Source organism: Pseudokineococcus sp. 1T1Z-3 (assembly GCF_037482365.1).
Classification (GTDB): Bacteria; Actinomycetota; Actinomycetes; order Actinomycetales; family Quadrisphaeraceae; genus Pseudokineococcus.
The window spans coordinates 377,802-400,987 of the sequence record NZ_JBBHZF010000023.1 but is presented as its reverse complement, the minus strand read 5'-3'; the positions used below and the strand labels follow the sequence as shown (position 1 = coordinate 400,987).

18 protein-coding genes and 2 tRNA genes are annotated in these 23,186 nt (G+C 73.3%); 18 read left to right on the top strand and 2 right to left on the bottom strand.

Annotated elements, in window-relative coordinates; translation table 11 throughout:
* Positions 1–59: 59 nt before the first annotated feature.
* The 10 genes from dnaA to WDV86_RS09200 all read left to right on the top strand — a co-directional run bounded on the left by dnaA (position 60) and on the right by WDV86_RS09200 (position 13,209).
* Positions 60–1,502: a chromosomal replication initiator protein DnaA gene (gene dnaA, locus WDV86_RS09245; RefSeq protein ID WP_445263010.1), complete on the top strand. Its 1,443-nt coding sequence runs from the start codon at positions 60–62 to the stop codon at positions 1,500–1,502.
* Positions 1,503–2,178: 676 nt separating this feature from the next.
* Positions 2,179–3,327 carry a DNA polymerase III subunit beta gene (gene dnaN, locus WDV86_RS09240; RefSeq protein WP_339567329.1) on the top strand — a complete coding sequence of 383 codons (1,149 nt, stop codon included), beginning with the start codon at positions 2,179–2,181 and terminating at the stop codon, positions 3,325–3,327.
* A gap of 243 nt (positions 3,328–3,570) precedes the next feature.
* Positions 3,571–4,563, top strand: a complete 993-nt coding sequence (gnd, locus tag WDV86_RS09235; RefSeq protein ID WP_445263009.1) for a phosphogluconate dehydrogenase (NAD(+)-dependent, decarboxylating) — start codon at positions 3,571–3,573, stop codon at positions 4,561–4,563.
* An 86-nt stretch (positions 4,564–4,649) separates the two neighbouring features.
* Entirely contained in the window at positions 4,650–5,960 is a 1,311-nt protein-coding gene (gene recF / locus WDV86_RS09230) for a DNA replication/repair protein RecF (protein WP_339567327.1), read from the top strand.
* Positions 5,953–6,630 (top strand): DUF721 domain-containing protein, encoded by a 678-nt coding sequence (locus WDV86_RS09225; protein ID WP_339567326.1) that lies wholly within the window; start codon positions 5,953–5,955, stop codon positions 6,628–6,630. Before recF ends, WDV86_RS09225 begins: the two co-directional genes overlap by 8 nt.
* 448 nt (positions 6,631–7,078) lie before the next feature.
* Complete coding sequence (gyrB, locus tag WDV86_RS09220; RefSeq protein WP_445263008.1) at positions 7,079–9,151, top strand: DNA topoisomerase (ATP-hydrolyzing) subunit B; 2,073 nt, start codon at positions 7,079–7,081, stop codon at positions 9,149–9,151.
* A gap of 353 nt (positions 9,152–9,504) precedes the next feature.
* Complete coding sequence (gene gyrA / locus WDV86_RS09215) at positions 9,505–12,222, top strand: DNA gyrase subunit A (RefSeq protein ID WP_445263007.1); 2,718 nt, start codon at positions 9,505–9,507, stop codon at positions 12,220–12,222.
* Positions 12,219–12,869 carry a DUF3566 domain-containing protein gene (locus WDV86_RS09210; RefSeq protein WP_339567324.1) on the top strand — a complete coding sequence of 217 codons (651 nt, stop codon included), beginning with the start codon at positions 12,219–12,221 and terminating at the stop codon, positions 12,867–12,869. The genes gyrA and WDV86_RS09210 overlap by 4 nt, the downstream gene beginning before the upstream one ends.
* A gap of 162 nt (positions 12,870–13,031) precedes the next feature.
* Positions 13,032–13,105 (top strand) — tRNA-Ile (locus WDV86_RS09205).
* Between the two features lie 31 nt (positions 13,106–13,136).
* Positions 13,137–13,209 (top strand) — tRNA-Ala (locus tag WDV86_RS09200).
* 240 nt (positions 13,210–13,449) lie between these two features.
* Here the strand turns inward: WDV86_RS09200 and WDV86_RS09195 are convergent.
* Positions 13,450–14,295, bottom strand: a complete 846-nt coding sequence (locus tag WDV86_RS09195; protein WP_339567323.1) for a hypothetical protein — start codon at positions 14,293–14,295, stop codon at positions 13,450–13,452.
* Between the two features lie 228 nt (positions 14,296–14,523).
* Here WDV86_RS09195 and WDV86_RS09190 point away from each other — a divergent pair, with 228 nt between their 5' ends.
* The 3 genes from WDV86_RS09190 (at position 14,524) to WDV86_RS09180 (ending at position 17,604) form a co-directional block, all read left to right on the top strand.
* Complete coding sequence (locus WDV86_RS09190; RefSeq protein ID WP_339567322.1) at positions 14,524–15,051, top strand: peptidylprolyl isomerase; 528 nt, start codon at positions 14,524–14,526, stop codon at positions 15,049–15,051.
* Between the two features lie 89 nt (positions 15,052–15,140).
* Complete coding sequence (locus WDV86_RS09185) at positions 15,141–15,956, top strand: rhomboid family intramembrane serine protease (protein ID WP_339567321.1); 816 nt, start codon at positions 15,141–15,143, stop codon at positions 15,954–15,956.
* A gap of 124 nt (positions 15,957–16,080) precedes the next feature.
* On the top strand, positions 16,081–17,604 hold the full coding sequence (locus WDV86_RS09180) for an NAD-dependent succinate-semialdehyde dehydrogenase (protein ID WP_339567320.1): 1,524 nt from the start codon (positions 16,081–16,083) through the stop codon (positions 17,602–17,604).
* 439 nt (positions 17,605–18,043) lie between these two features.
* Here the strand turns inward: WDV86_RS09180 and WDV86_RS09175 are convergent, their stop codons facing one another.
* Positions 18,044–18,319 carry a cell division protein CrgA gene (locus WDV86_RS09175; protein ID WP_339567319.1) on the bottom strand — a complete coding sequence of 92 codons (276 nt, stop codon included), beginning with the start codon at positions 18,317–18,319 and terminating at the stop codon, positions 18,044–18,046.
* Between the two features lie 110 nt (positions 18,320–18,429).
* Here WDV86_RS09175 and WDV86_RS09170 point away from each other — a divergent pair, with 110 nt between their 5' ends.
* From WDV86_RS09170 to WDV86_RS09150, 5 genes are all read left to right on the top strand, one after another.
* Positions 18,430–19,158 carry a DUF881 domain-containing protein gene (locus tag WDV86_RS09170; protein ID WP_339567318.1) on the top strand — a complete coding sequence of 243 codons (729 nt, stop codon included), beginning with the start codon at positions 18,430–18,432 and terminating at the stop codon, positions 19,156–19,158.
* Positions 19,159–19,325: 167 nt separating this feature from the next.
* A complete protein-coding gene (locus tag WDV86_RS09165; protein ID WP_339567317.1) occupies positions 19,326–20,051 on the top strand; it encodes a class E sortase in 726 nt (241 codons plus the stop codon).
* Positions 20,048–20,248 carry a hypothetical protein gene (locus tag WDV86_RS09160; RefSeq protein WP_339567316.1) on the top strand — a complete coding sequence of 67 codons (201 nt, stop codon included), beginning with the start codon at positions 20,048–20,050 and terminating at the stop codon, positions 20,246–20,248. Before WDV86_RS09165 ends, WDV86_RS09160 begins: the two co-directional genes overlap by 4 nt.
* A 65-nt stretch (positions 20,249–20,313) precedes the next feature.
* On the top strand, positions 20,314–20,943 hold the full coding sequence (locus tag WDV86_RS09155) for an aminodeoxychorismate/anthranilate synthase component II (RefSeq protein WP_339567315.1): 630 nt from the start codon (positions 20,314–20,316) through the stop codon (positions 20,941–20,943).
* 728 nt (positions 20,944–21,671) lie between these two features.
* Positions 21,672–23,186 (top strand): hypothetical protein, encoded by a 1,515-nt coding sequence (locus WDV86_RS09150; protein WP_339567314.1) that lies wholly within the window; start codon positions 21,672–21,674, stop codon positions 23,184–23,186.

Genomic DNA, 23,186 nt, shown 5'->3' with positions numbered 1-23,186 from the left:
GACGCGTGAGCACGCAGAGCACCGACCCCGTCGACCTCCCGGTGGCCTGGACGCGCGCCATGAGCCGGTTCCGCACCGACGAGCGCGTCACGGCCTCCAACCTCGGCTTCCTGCGCCAGACCCACCCCCTCGGCCTGCTCGACGGCACGGTGCTGCTCGTCGTGCGCGACGAGCTCACCAAGAACGTGCTCGAGCAGAGGGTGCGCGACGTCGTCGTGGGGATCCTCGGCGACGAGCTCGACCGACCGGTGCGCCTGGCCATCACGGTCGACCCCTCCCTCGAGGTCGGGCCGTCACCCGACGGCCCCGACGCCGGTCGTCCCACCTCGCCGGAGCAGGGCGACGCGGGAGCCCACGTCGACGACGGCGGGGCGGAGGAGGACGAGGACGACGTGCGCGCCGCCGTCGAGGCCGAGGCCCCGGCCGTGGGTGCCGTGCGTCCGCGCGACCCGAGCCGGCCGAGCGAGCCCACGCGGCTGAACCCGAAGTACACCTTCGACACCTTCGTCATCGGGGCGTCCAACCGCTTCGCCCACGCGGCGGCCGTCGCCGTCGCCGAGGCGCCCGCCAAGGCCTACAACCCGCTGTTCGTCTACGGGGAGTCCGGGCTGGGCAAGACCCACCTGCTGCACGCCATCGGCGACTACGCCGCCAAGCTCTACGCCGGCGTCCGGGTGCGGTACGTGAACTCCGAGGAGTTCACCAACGACTTCATCAACTCCATCCGCGACGACAAGGCCTCGGCGTTCCAGCGGCGCTACCGCGACGTCGACGTCCTCCTCATCGACGACATTCAGTTCCTGTCGAACAAGGTGCAGACGCAGGAGGAGTTCTTCCACACCTTCAACACCCTGCACAACGCCGACAAGCAGGTCGTCGTCACGAGCGACCTGCCGCCCAAGCAGCTGTCGGGCTTCGAGGAGCGCATGCGCTCGCGCTTCGAGTGGGGCCTCATCACCGACGTCCAGCCGCCCGACCTCGAGACCCGCATCGCGATCCTGCGCAAGAAGGCCGCCGGCGACGACCTGCAGGCGCCCGACGACGTGCTCGAGTTCATCGCGAGCAAGATCTCGACGAACATCCGCGAGCTCGAGGGCGCCCTCATCCGCGTCACCGCCTTCGCCAACCTCAACCGCCAGGGCGTGGACCTGCCGCTGGCCGAGGTCGTGCTGAAGGACCTGCTCACCGACACCGGGACGGGCGTCATCACGGTCGCGACGATCATGGCGCAGGCCTCGGACTACTTCGGCGTGACCATGGAGGACCTGGCGGGCGCCTCACGCTCGCGGACGCTGGTGACCGCCCGTCAGACGGCGATGTACCTGTGCCGTGAGCTCACGGACCTCTCGCTGCCCAAGATCGGCCAGGCCTTCGGCGGTCGGGACCACACGACCGTCATGCACGCCAACCGCAAGATCCGCGAGCAGATGGCGGAACGGCGCTCGACCTTCAACCAGGTCACCGAGCTGACCAACCGCATCAAGCACCAGCACCGCTCCTGAGCGGTCGCTCCCCCTCTGGCTCGTCTCTCCTCGGCTCGTCCCTGCCCGGCTCGTCCCTGCCTGGCTCCTCCATGCCCGGCTCGTCCCTCACCCACGAGGGCTCCAGCCGCGAGGTCAGATCACCCGTCCGGGCGCCGGCCCACCACGCACAGCGACGAGTACCACGCACCGTCATGCCTCCTGTCACCGGCAACTGCACCCAGTGATGTCCCACAGGTGTTGACAACCCTGTGGACACGTGTGGAGATCCCCCGGCCTGCGTCCACACCCCCGTGGACGCAGGCGGCGGCGGGCGTCGTCGCGCACAGCGCCCTGGCCCCGCTGCGGAGCGCCGCCACCAGCTTCTCCCCCGGTCGACACGCCGGCCGACCTGCGACGCCGCCTGCTCCTCCACACCCTCCACAGCACCGATGACGAGGACGAGCCTCCCCAGATGACATGAGGTCCGCGCACAGCTGGAGGGGAGGCCTGCTGGGGACGACGCTCCCCTCGCCCGAGCCCTCCCACCCCCCGCCGCCCCTGTCGTAGGGTCGGCGCCCGCGCCCGCGCGTCCGCCGGGTGCTCGACGTGGGCGAGCTCACGCGGCGGCGCCCACCCCGGGCGCTCCGTCGCCGGCCCTGCCTCGTCGCCGAGGTCGGTCCCCCCGCGCGGGGTCTGCGAGGAGAGGTCGGTCGCCGTGAGGTTCAGGGTCGAGCGGGACGTGCTCGCCGAGGCAGTCACCTGGACGGCGCGCTCGTTGCCCACCCGGCCGCCGGTGCCCGTGCTGGCCGGTCTGGTGGTCGACGCCGACGCCAGCGGGACGCTCGTGCTCTCGGGCTTCGACTACGAGGTCTCCGGCCGGGTCGAGGTCGCCGCCGAGGTGGAGGAGCCTGGCCGGGCGCTCGTCTCGGGGCGGCTGCTGGCCGACATCGCGCGCAGCCTTCCCGGGCGCCCCGTCGAGGTGGCCAGCGAGGGCCCCCGCGTCACGCTGACCTGCGGCTCCAGCCGCTTCCAGCTGCTGACGATGCCCGTGGAGGAGTACCCCACGCTGCCGCAGATGCCCGAGTCCTCGGGCGTCGTGGCCGGGGACGTCCTCACCCAGGCCGTGGGGCAGGTCGTCGTCGCCGCGAGCCGCGACGAGACGCTGCCCATCCTCACGGGCGTGCGGATGGAGATCGAGGACGACCGGCTCACGCTGCTCGCCACCGACCGCTACCGCCTGGCCCTGCGCGAGCTGCCCTGGCGCCCGGCCTTCCCCGGCGCCTCGACGAGCGCGCTCGTGCGGGCCCGGACGCTCTCGGAGGTCGCACGCTCCCTCGGCTCCGGCGGGGGTGACGTCACCGTGGCGCTCTCGGACGCCGCCACGGGCACGGGCCTGATCGGCTTCGAGGCCGGCGGCCGGCGCACGACGTCGCTGCTCGTCGACGGCGAGTACCCGAAGGTGCGCTCGCTGTTCCCCACCGACTCGGCCGTGCGCGCCGTCGTGGCGCGCGAGGAGCTGGTCGGCGCCGTCCGCCGCGTCTCCCTCGTGGCCGAGCGGAACACCCCCGTGCGGCTGTCCTTCAGCGAGGGGCAGGTCGTCCTGGAGGCCGGCGCCGGTGACGACGCCCAGGCGAGCGAGGCGCTGCCCGCCGAGATCGACGGTGCGCTGGAGGACGGTCTCCTGCAGACGGCTTTCAACCCGGCCTTCCTGCTCGACGGGCTCGGTGCGCTACCCACAGCCCACGTGCGCTTCTCCTTCACCCAGCCCAGCAAGCCGGCCGTCCTCACCGGCCAGGACGAGGCCGACGGCGAGCACGACCTCGGCTACCGCTACCTGCTCATGCCCGTGCGCATGGCCGGCTGACCTGACGCAGGGCGGTTCGCGTCCGTCTGGGGACTGGCTCATGACGGTGGGGGCCGGGTCCTGGCCTCGACCGGCGAGCCTGCCCCGGAGCCACCACGCTGGGGCCCGACCGCAGGACCCGACCCATCGCCACCCGGCGGGAGGAGCCGCATGAGCACGGACGCGAGCACGACGGACGCGGGCACGACGGACGTCGCCCCCCAGCCCCAGCCCCACCCCGAGGAGCCGGTGCGCCACCTCGGCATGGTCGGCCTGGGCAAGATGGGTGGCGGCATGCGCGCCCGCCTTCGCGACGCCGGCCTGCAGGTCACCGGGTACGACCGCGACCCGGACGTCACGGACGTCGACAGCCTGGCGGCGCTGGTCGCCGCCCTGCCCGCGCCCCGCGCCGTGTGGGTGATGGTGCCCGCGGGTCCGATCACCCAGGGCGTCGTCGACGAGCTCGGCGAGCTGCTGGAGCCGGGGGACCTCGTCGTCGACGGTGGCAACTCCAAGTGGACCGAGGACGAGCAGCACGCGCAGGAGCTCGCGGCCAGGGGCATCAACTTCCTGGACTGCGGGGTCTCCGGCGGGGTGTGGGGCGAGGACGCCGGGTACGGGCTCATGTGCGGCGGCTCCGCCGAGGACGTCGCACGGATGCTCACCGTCTTCGACGCGCTGCGTCCTGAGGGCCCGCGCGAGGAGGGCTTCGTCCACGCGGGCGACGTCGGCGCCGGCCACTACGCGAAGATGGTGCACAACGGCATCGAGTACGGGCTGATGCAGGCCTACGCCGAGGGCTTCGAGCTGCTGCTGGCCAAGGGGATCGTCAAGGACGAGACCGGCTGCTTCAAGGCATGGAGCCGAGGGACGGTCGTGCGCTCGTGGCTGCTGGACCTCATGGTCCGCGCCATGGAGTCCGACCCGGGGCTGGAGAAGATCCAGGGCTACGTCGACGACTCGGGCGAGGGTCGCTGGACGGTGCAGGAGGCGGTCGAGAACGCCGTCCCCGCCCCGGTCATCACGACGGCGCTCTTCGCCCGCTTCGCCTCCCGGCAGGCCGACTCCCCGGCGATGAAGGCCGTCGCCGCCTTGCGCCACCAGTTCGGCGGGCACGCCGTCAAGGACGCGGGGCCGAGCTCGGGCGCCGGGGACTCCGACTCCGACACGCGGGGCCGCTCGGACCAGCTGGGCGCCGGCGACGCCGACGAGGCAGGCCCGACGTCGGGCGGGCGCGCCGTCGACCACGAGGGCTAGCGGGTCGGAGGCCGGGTCCCGGGCCGCAGCAGGTCGGGTCGGGGACGGGGCAGCAGCAGGGGCGAGCAGGAGCGGGAGGGCGGCGCGTGCACGTGGCGCACCTGTCGCTCGCCGACTTCCGCAACTACGAGCGCGCCGAGCTGCCGCTGGAGGCGGGGGTCACGGCGCTCGTGGGGCCCAACGGCCAGGGCAAGACCAACCTCGTGGAGGCGCTGGGGTACGTCGCGTCGCTGTCCAGCCACCGGGTCGCCCAGGACGCCCCGCTGGTGCGGGCGGGCGCGGAGCGCGCCGTCGTCCGGGCCAGCGTCGTGCGTGACGGCCGGCCGGTGCTCGCGGAGGTGGAGATCACCCCGGGACGGGCGAACCGGGCCCGCCTCGGGCGCTCGGCCCTGCCGCGGGCGCGCGACCTCGTCGGGACGCTGCGGACGGTGCTGTTCGCGCCGGAGGACCTCGCGCTCGTCAAGGGCGACCCCGAGGGCCGCCGCCGCTTCGCCGACGACCTGCTCGTGCTGCTGGCGCCGCGCCTGGCCGGCGTCCGGGTCGAGTACGACCGGGCGTTGCGGCAGCGCAACGCCCTGCTGCGCAGCGCCTCCGGCCCTGGCGGGCGACGTCGCAGCGGGGGCGACATGGCCCTGGCGGGTCTGGAGGTCTGGGACGACCAGCTGGCAGCCCTCGGCGCGGACCTGCTCTCCGCGCGCCGGTACCTGCTCGCGCGTCTCGCGCCCTACGTCGCCCGCGCCTACGACGCCGTCGCCGAGACCGGCCCGGGCGGCGTCGGCGCGGGGGCGGCGGCCGCGGGTGCCCCGGCGGACGTGGTGCGGCTGCGCTACCGCAGCTCGCTCGCCGAGCACCGCGGCGAGGGCGAGGAGGACCTGTCCGCCGAGCCGGCCCGGGCGGGCGGGGCGCCGGCCCGGGACGTCCTCGCCGACCAGCTGCGGGAGGCGATGGCGGGCCTGCGGCAGCGGGAGGTCGAGCGCGGTCTGACGCTCGTGGGGCCGCACCGCGACGACGTCGTGCTGTCCTTGCGGGGGCTGGCGGCGCGGGGGTACGCCAGCCACGGCGAGTCGTGGTCGTTGGCGCTCGCGCTGCGGCTGGGGGCCTACGAGCTGCTGCGCAGCGAGGGTCCGGGAACGCCTTCCGAGCGTGAGCCGGTGCTCGTGCTCGACGACGTCTTCGCCGAGCTGGACGCCCGACGGCGGGCCCGCCTGGCCGAGCTGGTCGCCGGCGCGGAGCAGGTGCTGCTGACGGCCGCCGTGCCCGAGGACGTCCCCGCGCAGCTGACGGGCCGCCGGGTCGAGGTGCGCGCCGGTGCGCTGGTGCTGCCGGAGGTGCCGGGGCACCCCGTCGAGCCCGCCGACACCGTCGAGCCTGTGCGGCAGGTGGACGCTCATGGCTGAGCCCGGGCCGTCCGGGCCGGACGACGCCCTCCCCTCCGGCGACGCCCTCCCCTCCGGCGACGCCCTCCCCTCCGGCGACGCCCTCCCTTCTGGCGACGCCGTCTCCTCCGAGGCGGTCGGGCCGCCGGACGCCGTCGACCCGTCTGCGGACGCCGTGCGGGCGGCCCTCGGCCGGGCCCGGGCGGCGGCCCGCGAGCGTGGCCTCCTGCCAGGGGCCGCGGGGTCCCAAGGGGCGGCCGCCCGGGCGGCGCGGCGCGAGCAGGCGCAGCGACGCCGCGCCGGTCCGTCCATGTCCGGGGCGGCGCCGGACGAGCGCGACCCGCAGACGGTCGCGCGCAGCATGGACCGCCTCGTCGGCGAGCTGGGGTGGAGCGCACCGGTGGCCGTCGGCGGCGTGATGGGCCGGTGGGAGCAGGTCGTCGGCCCGGAGGTGGCGGCGCACGCCACGCCGGAGCGCTTCGCCGACGGCGTCCTGCTCGTGCGCGCGGACTCGACGGCGTGGGCCACCCAGCTGCGCCTGCTCCTGCCGGTCATCGCCCGGCGCCTGGACGAGGAGCTCGGCGCCGGCGTCGTCACGTCGCTGCAGGTCAAGGGGCCAGGGGCGCCGTCGTGGCGCCGGGGCCCCCGCCGTGCCGCCGGCGGCCGCGGCCCGCGCGACACCTACGGCTGATCCGCTCCTCCCCGGCCACCGCTCCTCCCCGGCCACCGCTCCTCCCCGGGCGCGGCCCTCCTCGGGGCGCGATGCGGTGATGCGTACCCCCACCCGAGACCGGCACCTGAACGGCTCAGCGGGCCGTCCAGGGGCCTCAGCGCGTCGCCGACGGCGGTCGGTGCCTCGGGCCAGGGGTAGACTTCCCGTGATCAGCGGGGTCCGACGCGGCGACGCGCGGGCGTCGCACGCGCAGCGGAGGGACACCTGGCCCGTGACGAGCACCGGACCCGAGGGCACCGACGGACCGGCGGGCGAGACACCTCGTCCGCACGCCTCACCCGCGGGAGGTCCCGGGGCAGGCGTCCCCACCGGGCCCGAGGGCGAGGTCCAGGAGCGCGCTCAGCTCGAGGCCGACGACGTCGCGGACGCAGAGGGCGTCGCCCCCGTCACCCAGGACGGTCACGGCCTGGACCCCAGCGCCCGTCCCGAGGACGCGGCCTCCCTGGCCTCGCAGGTCCAGGGCAGCTACGGCGCGGACGCCATCACGGTGCTCGAAGGTCTCGAGGCGGTCCGCAAGCGCCCGGGCATGTACATCGGCTCGACGGGCGAGCGTGGTCTGCACCACCTCGTCTACGAGGTCGTGGACAACGCCGTCGACGAGGCGCTCGCGGGCTACTGCTCGCACATCGAGGTCGTCATCCGCCCCGACGGCGCCGTGTCGGTGACCGACGACGGTCGCGGCATCCCCGTCGACGTCCACGCCACCGAGGGCCGCAGCGCCGTCGAGGTCGTCCTCACCGTGCTGCACGCCGGTGGCAAGTTCGGCGGTGGCGGGTACGCCGTCTCCGGCGGGCTGCACGGGGTCGGCGTCTCGGTCGTCAACGCGCTCTCCAGCCGGCTCGACGTCACGGTCCGCCGCCAGGGGCACGTGTGGCGCCAGAGCTACCGGCTCGGGGTGCCGCAGGCGCCCCTGGAGCGCGGCGAGGCCACCGACGAGACGGGCACGACCGTCGTCTTCTGGCCCAGCGAGGACGTCTTCGAGACCACGGTCTTCGACTACGAGACCCTGCGGGCCCGCTTCCAGCAGATGGCCTTCCTCAACAAGGGCCTGACCATCAGCCTCACCGACGAGCGTGACGGCGGCCGCGGGCCCGCCGACGGCGAGGAGGTCGGCGACCGCGGCGAGCCGGCCAGCGCCCGCGGCGCCGAGGGCGACGTGGCCGACGACGGTGCCCGTCGCGGGGTCACCTACCGCTACGACGGCGGGCTGGTCGACTACGTCACGCACCTCAACACGGCGAAGAAGATCGAGGTCGTCCACGACGAGGTCATCTCGTTCGAGTCCGAGGACACCGAGCGCTCGATCGACGTCGAGATCGCGATGCAGTGGACGGGGGCCTACTCCGAGAGCGTCCACACGTACGCGAACACCATCAACACCCACGAGGGCGGTACCCACGAGGAGGGCTTCCGCTCGGCGCTCACCTCGCTGGTCAACCGCTACGCGCGCTCGAAGAACCTGCTCAAGGAGAAGGACGACAACCTGACGGGCGACGACATCCGCGAGGGCCTGACCGCCGTCATCTCGGTCAAGCTCGGCGAGCCGCAGTTCGAGGGCCAGACCAAGACGAAGCTGGGCAACACCATCGCCCGCACCTTCGTGCAGAAGGTGGTGAACGACGAGCTGGGCGAGTGGCTGGAGCGGAACCCCAGCCCGGCCCGTGAGGTCATCCGCAAGTCGCTGCAGGCCTCGGCCGCCCGGATGGCCGCCCGCAAGGCCCGCGAGGCCACGCGCCGCAAGGGCCTGCTGGAGTCCGGCGGCATGCCGGGCAAGCTCAAGGACTGCCAGACCAAGGACCCGGCGCGCTCGGAGATCTTCGTCGTCGAGGGCGACTCCGCCGGTGGCTCGGCCGTCCGCGGCCGCAACCCCGAGACGCAGGCGATCCTCCCGCTGCGCGGCAAGATCCTCAACGTCGAGAAGGCGCGGCTGGACCGGGCCCTCGGCAACAAGGAGGTGCAGGCCCTCATCACGGCGTTCGGGACGGGGATCGGCGAGGACTTCGACATCTCGAAGCTCCGCTACCACAAGGTGATCCTCATGGCCGACGCCGACGTCGACGGCCAGCACATCTCGACCCTGCTGATGACGCTGCTCTTCCGCTACATGCGTCCGCTCTTCGAGGGCGGTCACGTGTACCTGGCCCAGCCGCCGCTGTACCGCCTCAAGTGGACGACGGGCGAGCACCAGTTCGTCTACACCGAGCGCGAGCGCGAGGTGATGACGAAGGAGGGCGTCGCAGCCGGCCGTCGCCTGCCCAAGGAGAACGGCGTCCAGCGCTACAAGGGCCTCGGCGAGATGGACTTCTCCGAGCTCTGGGACACGACGATGGACCCCGACACCCGCACCCTGCGCCAGGTCACCATCGGCGAGGCTGCGAGCGTCGACGAGATCTTCAGCGTCCTCATGGGCGAGGACGTCGAGTCCCGACGCTCCTTCATCCAGCGCAACGCCAAGGACGTCCGCTTCCTCGACATCTAGCGCCAGACACGAGGCGAGCTGACGTCATCGCTGCGGCGACGGACAGGGCTCGGACATCGGGGGCGGGCTGAGCGGCGCCTGCCCGAGGAGACGAACGAGGAGGCGGGGGGTGGGGTGGTCAGGTGGGGCACGTGAGGCGAGCAGCGAGGCCGGGGCGTGAGCCCGGCGGAGCGCGTAGCCAGTGCCCCACCTGACGACCCCACCCCCCGCAGCCAGCCGAGAGAACCCCAGCCGCAGCGCGCGAGCACGACCCACCGACGAGCACCATCCGTTGACGAAGGACTGACGTGAGCGAGACGACGCCTGAGGGCCCTGTCACCGACCGGGTCGAGCCGGTCGACCTCCAGCTGGAGATGCAGCGGAGCTATCTCGACTACGCGATGAGCGTCATCGTCGGTCGGGCGCTGCCGGAGGTGCGGGACGGCCTGAAGCCGGTGCACCGGCGGGTGCTGTACGCGATGTACGACGGCGGGTACCGGCCGGACCGCGGGTTCAACAAGTGCAGCCGCGTGGTCGGCGACGTGATGGGTCAGTACCACCCGCACGGGGACACCTCGATCTACGACACCCTCGTGCGGCTCGCGCAGGACTGGACGCTGCGGTACCCGCTGGTGCAGGGGCAGGGCAACTTCGGGTCGCCGGGCAACGACCCGGCGGCGGCGATGCGGTACACCGAGTGCCGGATGGCGCCGCTGGCCATGGAGATGGTGCGCGACATCGACCAGGACACGGTCGACATGGCGCCGAACTACGACGGGCGCAGCGAGGAGCCCGTCATCCTGCCGAGCCGGTTCCCGAACCTGCTGGTCAACGGCAGCGCGGGCATCGCGGTGGGGATGGCGACGAACATCCCGCCGCACAACCTGCGGGAGGTCGGGGCGGGGGTGCAGTGGTTCCTCGAGCACCCGGAGGCGAGCAAGGAGGAGCTGCTCGAGGCGCTGCTGGAGCGGGTCAAGGGGCCTGACTTCCCCACGGGGGCGCTCATCACGGGGCGGCGGGGCATCGAGGACGCCTACCGCACGGGGCGAGGGTCGATCACGATGCGCTCGGTCGTCGAGGTCGAGGAGATCAACAACCGCACGTGCCTGGTGGTCAAGGCGCTGCCGTACCAGGTGAACCCGGACGACCTGGCGGAGAAGATCGCCGGGCTGGTGCAGGACGGGCGGATGGCGGGGATCGCCGACATCCGGGACGAGACGTCGGGGCGCACGGGGCAGCGCCTCGTCATCGTGCTCAAGCGTGACGCCGTCGCGAAGGTCGTGCTCAACAACCTGTACAAGCACACGTCGCTGCAGCAGTCCTTCGGGGCGAACATGCTGGCGCTGGTCGACGGGGTGCCGCGGACGCTGTCGCTGGACGGGTTCGTGCGGCACTGGGTGGACCACCAGGTCGAGGTCGTGGTCCGGCGGACGCGGTACCGCCTGCGGCAGGCCGAGGAGCGCGCGCACATCCTGCGCGGGCTGGCGCGGGCGCTGGACGCGCTCGACGAGGTCATCGCGCTGATCCGGGCGGCGGCGACGGTCGACGTGGCGCGCGACGGGCTGGTGGAGCTGCTCGGCATCGACGAGGTGCAGGCGCGGGCCATCCTCGACATGCAGCTGCGGCGGCTGGCGGCGCTGGAGCGGCAGCGGATCGTCGACGACCTGGCGGCGCTGGAGAGCGAGATCGCGGACTACCGGGCGATCCTGGAGTCACCGCCGCGCCAGCGGGACATCGTCAGCTCCGAGCTGGCGGAGATCATCGAGAAGTACGGCGACGACCGACGCACGGAGATCGTGCCCTTCGACGGCGACATGTCGGCCGAGGACCTCATCCCGGAGGAGGAGGTCGTCGTCACGATCACGCGCGGCGGGTACGCCAAGCGCACGCGCACGGACGCCTACCGGTCCCAGCGGCGGGGCGGCAAGGGCGTGCGGGGGACGGCGCTGCGGGGCGACGACGTCGTCGAGCACTTCTTCACGACGACGACGCACCACTGGCTGCTGTTCTTCACCAACCTGGGGCGGGTCTACCGGGCGAAGGCGTACGAGCTGCCGGAGGGCTCGCGGGACGGGCGCGGGCAGCACGTGGCCAACCTGCTGGCGTTCGCGCCGGGGGAGCAGATCGCCCAGGTGCTGGACCTGCGGGACTACGAGCAGGCGCCGTACCTGGTGCTCGCGACGCGGCGGGGCCTGGTGAAGAAGAGCCGGCTGTCCGACTACGACTCGCCGCGGGCGGGTGGGCTCATCGCCATCAACCTGCGCGGGGGCGGGGACGTCGCGGCCGACGTCGCCGGTGACGACACCGAGGGGACCGAGGGCGACGAGGCGCCTGCGGCGGCGGTGGCCGTCGGGGGCGACGAGCTGGTGTCGGCCAAGCTCGTCGAGGCGACCGACGACCTGCTGCTGGTCTCCCGCCAGGGCCAGTCGCTCCGGTTCACGGCGAGCGACGAGGCGCTGCGGCCGATGGGTCGGGCGACGTCGGGCGTCACGGGCATGCGGTTCCGGGACGGTGACGACCTGCTGGCCCTCGGTGTCGTGCCGCAGGGCGCGCAGCACGACGTCTTCGTGGTCGTGGAGAACGGCATCGCCAAGCGCACGCCGGTCGACGCCTACCGGGTGCAGGGCCGGGGGGGCTACGGCGTCAAGGTCGCGCGGCTGTCCGAGCGCGGCGGTGACCTGGTGGGGGCTCTGCTCGTCGACGAGGGCGACGAGGTGCTCGTCGTCATGGGCCGCGGGCGGATCGTGCGCAGCCGCGTGGACGAGGTCCGCACGACCGGCCGGGACACGACGGGCGTGCGCTTCGCGACCCCGGACGACGGTGACGCGATCATCGCGGTCGCCCGCAACGCCGAGCGGGCGATCGAGGAGGAGGTAGCGGCCGGAGAGGCGGTCACGGATGGTGACGGTGCGGTCGATGCTGTCGACGCGGTGTCACGAGACGGCGACGGTGGTGCTCCCGGCGGCGTGGACACGTCCCCTGCGGGGGGCGATGGCGTAGCGTCGACGGCGGCCGAGCCGGTCGAGGACGTCACCGGCGACGGCGAGGGGGCCGCTGAGGAGCCCGACGACGACCGAGGGAGTGACGCGTGAGCGGGAGCCAGGCGCGACCCCAGCAGTCCGCGCCCGGCGAGGCGCGCTCCGGCGACCGGTCCGGCAGCTCGGGCACCGGCGGCTCGAGGGCCGGCGGCTCGGGCGGTCCGGCGCAGGCCTCGCGGCCTCGCGCGGAGGGCCAGCGTCCCGGCAGCGGTCAGGCCTCGACGACGCAGACCCAGGGCGGCCGCGCCGGTGCGGACCCGTCCCGTGGCGCCCGGACCCAGGGTGCGCAGGGCGAGGCGGCCGGTGCCTCGCAGCCGCGACCGGCGGCTGAGGCGCCCGCGCCCCAGCGGCGCGTGCGGCTCAGCGTCTCGCGGGTCGACCCGTGGACGGTGCTCAAGCTCTCCTTCCTCGTCTCGGTCGTCGTGGGCATCGCCGTCGTGGTCGCCGCCGGCACGCTGTGGACGGTGCTCGACGGGGTCGGCGCCTACGACAGCGTCAACCGGCTGATCGAGCAGCTCTCGGGGACCTCGACGGTCGACGTCACCGACTACGTCGGCTTCACGCAGGTCGTGTCGGCCGCGACGGTCCTCGCCGTCGTCGACGTCATCATCATCACGGCGCTCGCGACGCTCGGTGCCGTGGTCTACAACGTCTCGGCCTCGCTCGTCGGCGGCGTGCGCGTCACCCTCACCGACGACTGACCCCGACGACCGACCGGGTCTCACCGCCGCTCCCCCTGCACGCGCGGAGACGGACGCGGGGCGGTGCGGCGGCGGTGTGGCGGCGGGCGGTGGTCCCGCGTTTGGGTCGGGCACAGGCACTGGGGTAGCCTGCGGACGCCGTCGGACGACGTCGCAGCACCCGGGCCTATAGCTCAGTCGGTTAGAGCGCTTCCCTGATAAGGAAGAGGCCAGAGGTTCAAGTCCTCTTAGGCCCACCGCTGGCGCCCCGCGCCGGTCGCCCTCCCGGGGGGCGTGGCGCAACTGGTAGCGCACCTGCTTTGCAAGCAGGGGGTTAGGGGTTCGAGTCCCCTCGCCTCCACCCCGAGGCCTCGAAGGCCCCGCACTCTCGCCGGTGCGGGGCCTTCGTCGTCGTCGACACGCCTGTCCCGTCTCCCCGCGACATGTGACCTCGTCGACGCACCTCCGCCACGTGTGACCATCACGTGGGGCCCTGGCGGTGGGCTGTCGACGCCGCCGCCGCATCACGGTCACACGTCGCGGGGAGATGGACGACGACGGCCCGCCCCCACCGGGGACGGGCCGTCGGTCAGAGCTCTGGTCAGGGCTTGCTCTGCTGCTCCTGGGCCTTGGCCTTCGCGGCGTCGGTGCCCTCGTCGGCCTTAGCCTTCGCCGCGTCTGCGCCGTCCTTGACGGCGTCGGCCGTCTGGTCCGCGGCGCTCTTGGTGGAGTCGGCGGCCTTGTCGGCCGCGTCCTTGACGGCGGCGGTCGCCTGGGCCGTCGAGGACTTGGCGTCGGCGGCGGCCTGGGCCGGGGTCGTCGAGGAGGCGGTGCCGGTCCCCGAGGTCGACGTGGCCGCCCCGCCCGGGGCACCCGAGTAGGCCGAGGTGCCGGTGCTGGCCGCCCACGGGTCCTGCGTCGGCTTGGTCGAGCGCCACGCCGCGTAGCCCGCGGCCCCGGCCGCGCCGAGGATGCTGAGCACGAGCAGGACCTTGCCGACGCCGCCCGAGCGCTGGTTCTTCTTGGCCTTCTTCTCGGCCTTCTTGAGCTTCTTCTGCTGCTTCTTGATCGAGCCCTTGACCGGCTTGTGGACGTCGTCCACCTTGTCGGAGGCCGCTGCGGCCGCGGCGTTGAGCGACTCCACCAGGCGAGGCAGGAAGTCGTCGACGATCTTGTCGTGCGCGGCGTCGACGGCGGGGGTGATGGTGCCGGCGGCGGCGGCCACGCGGGGCGCGGCGGCCTCCACGCTGCGGTCACGCGCCTTCTCGTAGTGCGGCGTCGCCCAGTCGCGGGCGGCCTCGGCGTAGTGGCCGGCGCTCTTGCGGGCGCTGTCGGCCGCGGGGCCGACCTTGTCCTTGAAGGCGGCGGTCTGCTTCTGCAGCTGCTTCGTCTGCTTCTGCAGCTCCTTGGTCGCCTTCTCGCTACGACTCTTCGTCCCGAATGGCACGCGGTCCTCCGTGGGTCAGGGCCGCCGCCGGGTGCTGGCTGCGGCAGGTGGCTGCTGCGGTGCTCGTCTCGTCACCCTCCGGCACGGGTGCGCCGGAGCGGGTCGGTGGATCATCCTGCCCCGCCTGCGCGCTCTGCGCCGCTCGGGGGCACCATCTGCGCGGCGTCGGCCTGGTCCGGGCCCGGCCGGGCGTGAGGCGGGCGACGGCCGCGTGGGAGGATCGTGGTCATGTTCGCGACGATCAAGACCTCTGCCGGCGACATCCGCGTCGAGCTGTACGAGAACCAGGCGCCGAAGACGGTGAAGAACTTCGTCGGCCTCGCCACCGGCGAGCAGGAGTGGACGGACCCGCGCACGGGCAAGGCCTCCACCGAGCCGCTGTACTCGGGCATCGTGTTCCACCGCATCATCAGCGGCTTCATGATCCAGGGTGGCGACCCGCTCGGGACCGGCACCGGCGGCCCGGGGTACACCTTCGACGACGAGATCCACCCGGGTCTGGACTTCACCAAGCCCTACGTCCTGGCCATGGCCAACGCCGGCACCCGCGGCGGCAAGGGCACCAACGGCTCGCAGTTCTTCATCACCCTCGCCCCGACGACGTGGCTGCAGGGCAAGCACACGATCTTCGGCGCGGTCGTGGACGACGAGAGCAAGGCCGTCGTCGACGCGCTGGGCTCGGTGCCGACCGGCGCCGGCGACCGCCCCCGCGAGGACGTGGTCCTGCACGGCGTCGAGGTCGACCCCTCCGCGTGAGCGAGCGCCCGGGCCCCTGGTCCCCGACCCCTCCCGAGGGGTCGGGGTCCGGGGGTGCCAGGCCCGGGGACGGCGGTGGGTCGGGCGGCGTGCCCGTCTGCCCCCGCCACCCCGACCGGGAGTCCTACGTCCGCTGCCAGCGCTGCGGGCGACCCGCCTGCCCGGACTGCCAGCGCGAGGCGCCCGTCGGCGTCCAGTGCGTCGACTGCGTCGCGCAGGCGAGCAAGCAGATGCCCACCGTGCGGACGGCCCTCGGCGGGCGGGCGCGCGGCGGACGTCCGGTCGTCACCCTCACGCTCATCGGTGCGTGCGTGGTGACGTACGTGCTGCAGCTGGTGTCGGGCGGGCTGATGGTCAACCTCTTCGCCTTCTGGCCGCCGGTCGCCGACGTCCAGCCCTGGCGCTACCTGACGTCGGCGTTCCTGCACTCCCAGGGCGGCTTCCTGCCGCTGCACCTGCTGCTCAACATGTACGTGCTCTACCTCGTCGGGCCTCCGCTGGAGCAGCTGCTCGGGCGCGGTCGCTTCCTCGCGCTCTACCTGCTCAGCGCGCTGGGCGGCTCGCTCGCCTACCAGTACGTCTGGCTCCTCACCGGCGGGGACCCGCGCTTCGCCGTCGGGGCCTCCGGTGCCGTCTTCGGACTCTTCGGCGCGCTCGTCGTCGTGCAGCGCCGGATGAACGCCAACGTCGGGCAGGTCGGCCTCATCCTCGGGATCAACCTCGTCATCTCCTTCGTCTTCCCGTTCATCGCGTGGGAGGCCCACCTCGGCGGTCTGGCCGTCGGCGCGCTCGTCACGCTCCTGCTCGCCCGCACCACCCGCCGGCCGCGCGCCCAGGTCATCGGGCTCCTCGGCGTCGGTGCCGCACTCGTGGCGCTGGTGGTGCTCGCGGGCGTGCTGACCTGACGGCGCCCCGCAAGCCCGTCGAGGCGCTCGCGCCTCGGCCCGCTCCGGGTGCTGCCCGCGCAGGACGGCGTGAGGGTGGAGGGGCACCGGGCCACCCGGCCCGCCCGGCCCGCAGGAGCGCCGCATGACCACCCGAGCCGACGACCGGACCGCCCCTGGGCAGGAGCGTGACCACGACCCGTCGGCGCGCGAGGCAGCGCTGCTCGCCTCGCTGCCGCGCGACCTGCTCGTCGACGGGAGGTGGCGGCCCGCCTCGACCGGGGCGCAACTGCCTGTCGTCGACCCGTCGACGGGGCAGGTGCTCACCGACGTCGCCGACGCGAGCCCGGCGGACGGCGCGGCCGCGCTGGACGCCGCCGTGGCGGCGCAGGAGTCCTGGGGCCGCAGCGCCCCCCGCCAACGGGCTGAGCTGCTGCGGCGGGCGTTCGACGCCGTCGTCGCGCGCACCGAGGACCTCGCGCTGCTCATGACGCTGGAGATGGGCAAGCCGCTCGCGGAGTCCCGCGGCGAGGTCGCCTACGGCGCGGAGTTCCTGAGATGGGCGGGGGAGCAGGCGGCGCACGTCGCCGGGCGCTACCTGCCCGCCCCGGACGGCGGGCAGCGGGTCCTCGTGCTGCGCAAGCCGGTCGGGCCGTGCCTGCTCATCACGCCGTGGAACTTCCCGCTGGCGATGGCGACCCGCAAGATCGCCCCGGCGCTGGCGGCGGGCTGCACCGTCGTCCTCAAGCCGGCGGCCGAGACGCCGTTGACGGCGCTGCTGCTCGCCCAGGTGCTCCAGGAGGCGGGCCTGCCGCCCGGCGTGCTGGGCGTGCTGCCGTGCTCGGACGCTGCGGCCGTCACGGGGCCGCTCGTCGCCGACCCGCGCCTGCGCAAGCTGTCCTTCACCGGCTCGACGGCGGTGGGCCGCCAGCTGCTGCGCCAGGCCGCCGACGGGGTGCTGCGGACGTCGATGGAGCTCGGCGGCAACGCGCCGTTCCTCGTCTTCGACGACGCCGACCTCGACGGGGCCGTGGACGCCGCGATGGCCGCCAAGCTGCGCAACGGCGGGCAGGCGTGCACGTCGGCCAACCGCTTCTACGTCCAGGCGGGCGTCGCGGCCGAGTTCACCCGGCGCCTGGCCGAGCGGGTCGGGGCGGTACGGGTCGCCCGCGGCACGCAGGACGGCGCCCAGGTCGGGCCGCTCATCACCGAGGCGGCCCGCACGAAGGTCGCCGACCTCGTCGACGACGCCGTCGAGCACGGGGCGAGGGTCCTGACCGGCGGGGCCCGCCGCGAGGGGCCGGGCTACTTCTACGAGCCGACCGTGCTGGCCGACGTCCCCGCCGGCGCCCGGCTGCTCGCGGAGGAGATCTTCGGGCCGGTGGCGCCCGTCGTCACCTTCGCCGCCGAGGAGGAGGCGGTGGCGCTGGCCAACGACACCGAGCACGGTCTCGTCGCCTACGCCTGCACCGCCTCGACCTCCCGGGCTCTGCGGCTGGCCGAGCGGCTGGAGACGGGGATGCTCGGCGTCGGCACCGGCGTGATCTCCGACCCGGCAGCGCCCTTCGGCGGGGTCAAGGCGTCCGGGCTCGGCCGCGAGGGCGGCGAGGAAGGCCTCGGGGAGTACCTCGAGACGCTGTACGTGGGGATCGCCGACCCCTGGGGATGAGCCGCGTCCTTCTCCCCGCTCTTGTCCACAGGTCTTGTCCCCACTGTGGGGACGGGGCGTGCGGCCTGTGGAGGACGACGTCGTCATCCACACTGTGGAGAAGTCCTGTGGGGAACTTCCACCGCTGTGCTTCGGCTGCTCATGGCCCCCGGCCGAACACCTGTCGGTGCGTCCACCGGTCCACGACGACGACGGCTGTCCACCGCCGGCGTGCCGGCACCCTGGGGACGACGTCGTCTCGCCCGCCGCGTCGTGGAGGGTCGGGCGCCGTCGGAACGAGGTACTGATCGGATGCTGGCCTGATGAGGGTCGGCCGCACCGCGAGAGACGCTGGGCCCTGCTTCAGCGGGTGGGCAGCACGCCGCGCCTTCCCAGAGAGGACGGGCGGCGTCGAGGGCAGATCAGCGCCGGGTGGGGCGCTGGACGAGACGGGCCGGCGTCAGCGCCAGCGCGTCGTCATGAGGAAGCCGGCGAGGATGATCCCGAAGCCGGCGACGAGGTTCCAGCTGCCGATCCCCGGGACGGGGAGCTGGTTCTCCGAGACGTACCAGACGACGATCCACACGAGCCCGAGCAGCATGAGCCCGACCATGACGGGCACCCACCACGTGGGGTTGGGACCAGCGGGGCGGCGCGCCTTGGCGGCACCGGTCGCGGTCACCGGCGCGTCATCACCCTGGGGCGAGGACTTCTTGCGTCGGCGGGACTCCGGCATCGCGGCTGCTCCTCGGGGGTCGGGCTCGGGCCGTCGTCGAGGGACCGCCTGTGCGGGCGGCGCTTACGGCGCCCGGCGGCCTCCCGTCGGTGCCCCGTACCCTAGTCGTCGTGGGGACCGGGGGGACGAGGCTGACGCGCGGGGGTGCCGCCGCGGTCGCGGGCGTCCTCTTCCTCGCGGGCCTGCTCTTCTCCACGAGCGCGCGGACGGCCGACGGGAACGACCTGCGCGACGACGACGAGGACCTGCGGGCGCTCGTCCTGGAGGAGGGCCAGCGGGTCGCCGACCTGGAGGCCCAGGTCGCCGCAGTCCGCGGCGACGTCGACGCCCTCGGGGTGCGCGAGGCGCCGACGTCGCAGGCCGGCAGTGGGCCCTCCGACCTCGCCGTCGCGAGCCAGACCTCCCCGGTCAGCGGCGAGGGGCTCGTCGTCGAGCTCGCCGACGCCCCCCGCGGAGCCGCGTTGGAGGCGGGGTACTCCTTGCAGGACACCGTGGTCCACTCCCAGGACGTCCAGGCCGTCGTCAACGCCCTCTGGGAGGGCGGCGCCGTCGCGATGGGCGTCATGGACCAGCGGGTGGTGGCGACGACGGCGGTCCGCTGCGTCGGCAGCACATTGCGCGTCCACGGCCGCTACTACCCGCCGCCGTACCGCATCGAGGCGGTCGGCGACCCCGAGGCGCTGCGCGCCGCGCTCGACGCCTCCCCGGCCGTCCAGCTCTACGTGGCCGCCTCGGAGGACCTCGGCCTGGTCTACGACGTCGAGGAGGACGCCCTGGACCTGCCGGCGTTCGGCGGCTCCCTGGCCATGTCCTACGCGCGGCCGGCGCCGGCGGCCTGAGCGGACCGACGGGTCTCGGGCGAGCGGCCACGACGCTCATGGCAGCCGGCAGGTGATGCTGTGGGCAGATCTCGTTATCGACGACGCGGCCTCCACGGCGACGCCGTCAAGTCGTCAAGTCCGATGCCGAGAAGAGATCGAGGACACAGCTCGGGGAAGGCGAAGGCATGACGACGACGAGACCCGCCGCGTCATCCACCCGCGTCCTCGGCGGCGTCACGACCGTCCTCGGGGAGCTGCTCGTCACCCTCGGCGTCCTGCTCCTGCTCTTCACGGGCTGGCAGCTGTGGTGGACCGACGTCGTCGCCGACCGTGAGCAGGCGCAGACCGCGGCGGCGCTCGTCGACCGGTGGGCTGACCCGCAGCTGGTCCCGACCGCCGGTGACGCGCCCGTCCCCGACCTGGCCGAACCCCTCGCCGGCGAGGTCTTCGGCCTCGTCCACGTGCCGCGCTTCGGGCCCGACTGGCAGCCGCGCCCCCTCGTCGAAGGCACGACCACTGCCGACCTCGAGGCGGGTGTCGGCCACTACGCCGGCACGGCGCTGCCGGGGGAGGTCGGCAACGTCGCGATCGCCGGGCACCGCAACACCTACGGCAAGCCCTTCCACGGCATCGCCGAGCTGCAGGCCGGCGACCCCGTCGTCGTGGAGACCGCCGAGGGCTGGTTCGTCTACCGCGCCACGACCGCCCGCGTCGTCCGGCCCGACCAGGTCGAGGTCGTCGCCCCCGTCCCGGGCGAGCCCGGCGCGCAGCCCACCGAGAGGCTCCTGACGATGACGGCCTGCCACCCCATCGGCACCGCCCGGGAGCGCTACGTGCAGCACGCCGCCTTCGACCGCTTCGTCCCCCGCGCCGCAGGCGCCCCGTCGGAGCTCACGCAGGTGACTCCATGAGCATCTACGGCACCCTCTGGGCGGCCCTGCCCGGCCCGCGGCCTGTCCGCGTGCTCCTCGCCGCGCTGCTGGCCCTCGCCGTCGTCGCCGTGTGCTTCCGGTGGGTGTTCCCCGCGGTCGCGCCCTCCGTACCCTGGAACGAGGGCACGGTCGACGCACCGCCCGCCGCGAGCGCGGCGACCGACCCCGCTCCCTGACGGCCGCACGGCCCAGGGGCCCGCCGGCGGACCCGCCGGCGCACCGAGCACCGGGAGACGCCGCCGTGAGCAGCCCGAAGATCCTCGTCGTCGACAACTACGACAGCTTCGTGTGGACGATCGTCGGCTACCTGCAGCAGCTGGGCGCCGACTGCGAGGTCGTCCGCAACGACGCCGTCGACGCCGACGCCGTGCGGGACGTCGACGGCGTGCTGGTCTCCCCCGGACCCGGCGCCCCGGCCGACGCCGGGTCCAGCCCCGCGCTGGTGCGCGCCTGCGCCGACGAGGGGACGCCGATGCTCGGGGTCTGCCTGGGTCACCAGGTGCTCGCCGAGGTGCACGGCGCCACGGTCACCCACGCCGAGGAGCTCATGCACGGGCGCACGAGCCAGGTCGTCCACGACGGCGCGGGCGTGCTCGCCGGGCTCCCCGCGCCCTTCACCGCGACCCGGTACCACTCCCTCGCCGTCGTCGACGCGACCGTGCCCGACGACCTCGTGGTCACCGCCCGCACCCCCGGCGGCGTCGTCATGGCCCTGCAGCACCGCGAGGCCCCGCTCTACGGCGTGCAGTTCCACCCGGAGTCCGTGCTCACCGAGGGCGGGCACCGGCTGCTCGCCAACTGGCTCGCGGTCTGCGGCGACGACGGCGCCCCCGCCCGCTCGCAGGGCATGGCTCCGCTCGTCACCCGCTGAGACCTCACCGCTGGCGCCGACGCTGGCGGGCGAGCAGGCCGGACGTCGTCCGATTTGCCCCTTGTCCTCAGTTTCACGCGGCTCTCGTGTTGGTCGAGCACCACGTCCGCAACTGACCCGCGACCTTGCGCCTCGCCGCTCGGCTCAGCACATCTGCGCGCCCGCCGATCGAGAGGCATGGACGTTGGGCTGGCGTGATGGATACCCGAGGACCGGACCATCTTGTCGACCTTCGTCGCGAGCCGTGGCTCTACCCCGGGCCAGCACCTCTAGCGGCGCAACTTTTACATTCTGATCACGCTGAGTCACTCGATCTCGTCCATGGCAGGCGCCTTGGGCAGAGCCGCGTCCGTAGGAGCGGTGGGCTGGTCAGCCTCAACGAGGCCTTGCTCGTAGCTAACGCCGCCACCGTCGACAGCAGGACTGTCGTGGTGGCGGTCGGCTCGAACGCCTCGCCACAAGTCCTGCAGGCCAAGTTCCGGCGCGGCGGTGTCAGCGGCGTCGTGCCTCTGGTCCCTGTGCGCGTGCGTGGTTTAGGAGTAGGACTCAGTGCTCACGTATCGACCCCTGGTTACGTCCCGGCCGCGCCCTTCGCCGAGCCGACGTTTGGCCTGAAGCCACGGCTCCTGTGGGCTGCCTGGCTTGATGGCGAGCAGTTGGCTTGCCTTGACGAGACGGAGCCCAACTACACTAGGACGACGCTGAGCGCTGACGAAGCTCCTTTGACGGTGGAGACCGGCGAGAGGCTCGGCCAGTACTGCGTTTATGCGAGCAAGCATGGCGTCATCACCGACACCGACGGACGTCCACTGCCGTTGAAGGCAGGGCAAGACGCCGCCGTACGTGTCGTCTGGCAGTTCCTCGGCGAGCAGGTGCCGGCGGAGGGCCCAGAGGTCACGCGGGAGCTCATGCAGCGCCTCGCCGGTGACGAGTCAGCGCGGCGAGGCGCTGGTCGGGCGCTCCGAGAGCACGGTCGGGTCGTCGCGGACTCGCTGCCGCGACGTGAGCTGCAGGCACTTCCGTACCGCGACGTGGTGAGCACGTGGAAATCCGTCAGCCTCCCGAGGCCTCCGAGTGCGCGAGCGGAGGTCTCGGAGCTCCGTGTGGTGGGGACGACCTCAGCGCTGGACCGGGAAGGTCAGTCGTGCGCCGTTGTCCACCCTCGGTCGACCGTTGCGCGTGGTGGCACCTCTGCAGTGCAGCTACGCGGGGACTTCGGGCCCGCCGTCGTCGCTCGACTTGTCGTCGACCCCGCGGTGGGTGAGGAGACTGTACGCGTCGACCAGGTCCTACGGAACGCGATGGGCGTCGAGATCGGCGAACGAGTCTCGCTCATGCCGGTCTCCGTGCCCGGAGGTGTGGTCGCTGACCGGCTCGTCAGCCGTCGGCAGTACGCCATCTGCCGTGTGCAGCCGGCTGACCTCGCGACGGTCGAACGTGAGGTCTGCCTCCTCGACGAGCTGACCCTGTCCTTGTTGGGTGTCGCAAGCGGTGACACTGTGGTGCTGGAGGGACTCACCGACCACAGCGGCGGTGTCATCGCTTCAGCGCGGGTCCGTGCTCTCGCCACACCGGCGGAGGTGGGCGAGAGACGGCGGACGCTCTCGGGCGGAGACCTTCAGGCTCGTTTCCCATGCAGCCGGAGAGTGTTGGCCGTCTACCCCGACCTGCCGTGGATCTTTCTAGATGCCGCAACACGAGATCTGCTCGGTCTCGGCAACGGGCGCCTCTCTGCGATACGGGTGCGTGCGGCTCGGGGCCACCAGGTCGCCAAAGAAGCACGTGAGCTCATGCTGGTGCTGTCTGTCGCCTTGCTGGGACTCGTGACGGTGGTGGAGAACACCTTCCTTCTCGTACTGACCAGCGTCAGCCTCCTGACGGGTGCCGTCGTGCTGGTCCTCACCAGACTCAGGATGCGACTGGTCCATCCGCGTCCTCGGCGACAGCCCAGTCCGGGCACACCTCAAGAGCGAGCAAAGCCTTGCTTGCCGGAGCAGCGAGGAGGAGACGTGGAGGAGGCCACGTCACCGCGGCCCCGGCGCCAGTGGGACGACGTGTGCGAACCGGCGCTCGGAGAGCGACGAGCGGCGCGTGTCGAGGGACCACCCCGGCGGGACGTCGAGATCTTGCCGCGCTGGCTGAGTCGTCGACACACATCGGTGCCGCATCCCAGAACCTCTGACGTGGTCGGGGTGACACCACCGGGGAGCGGCGACGAGGTGGACGGGCGCGATCCGTCCTAA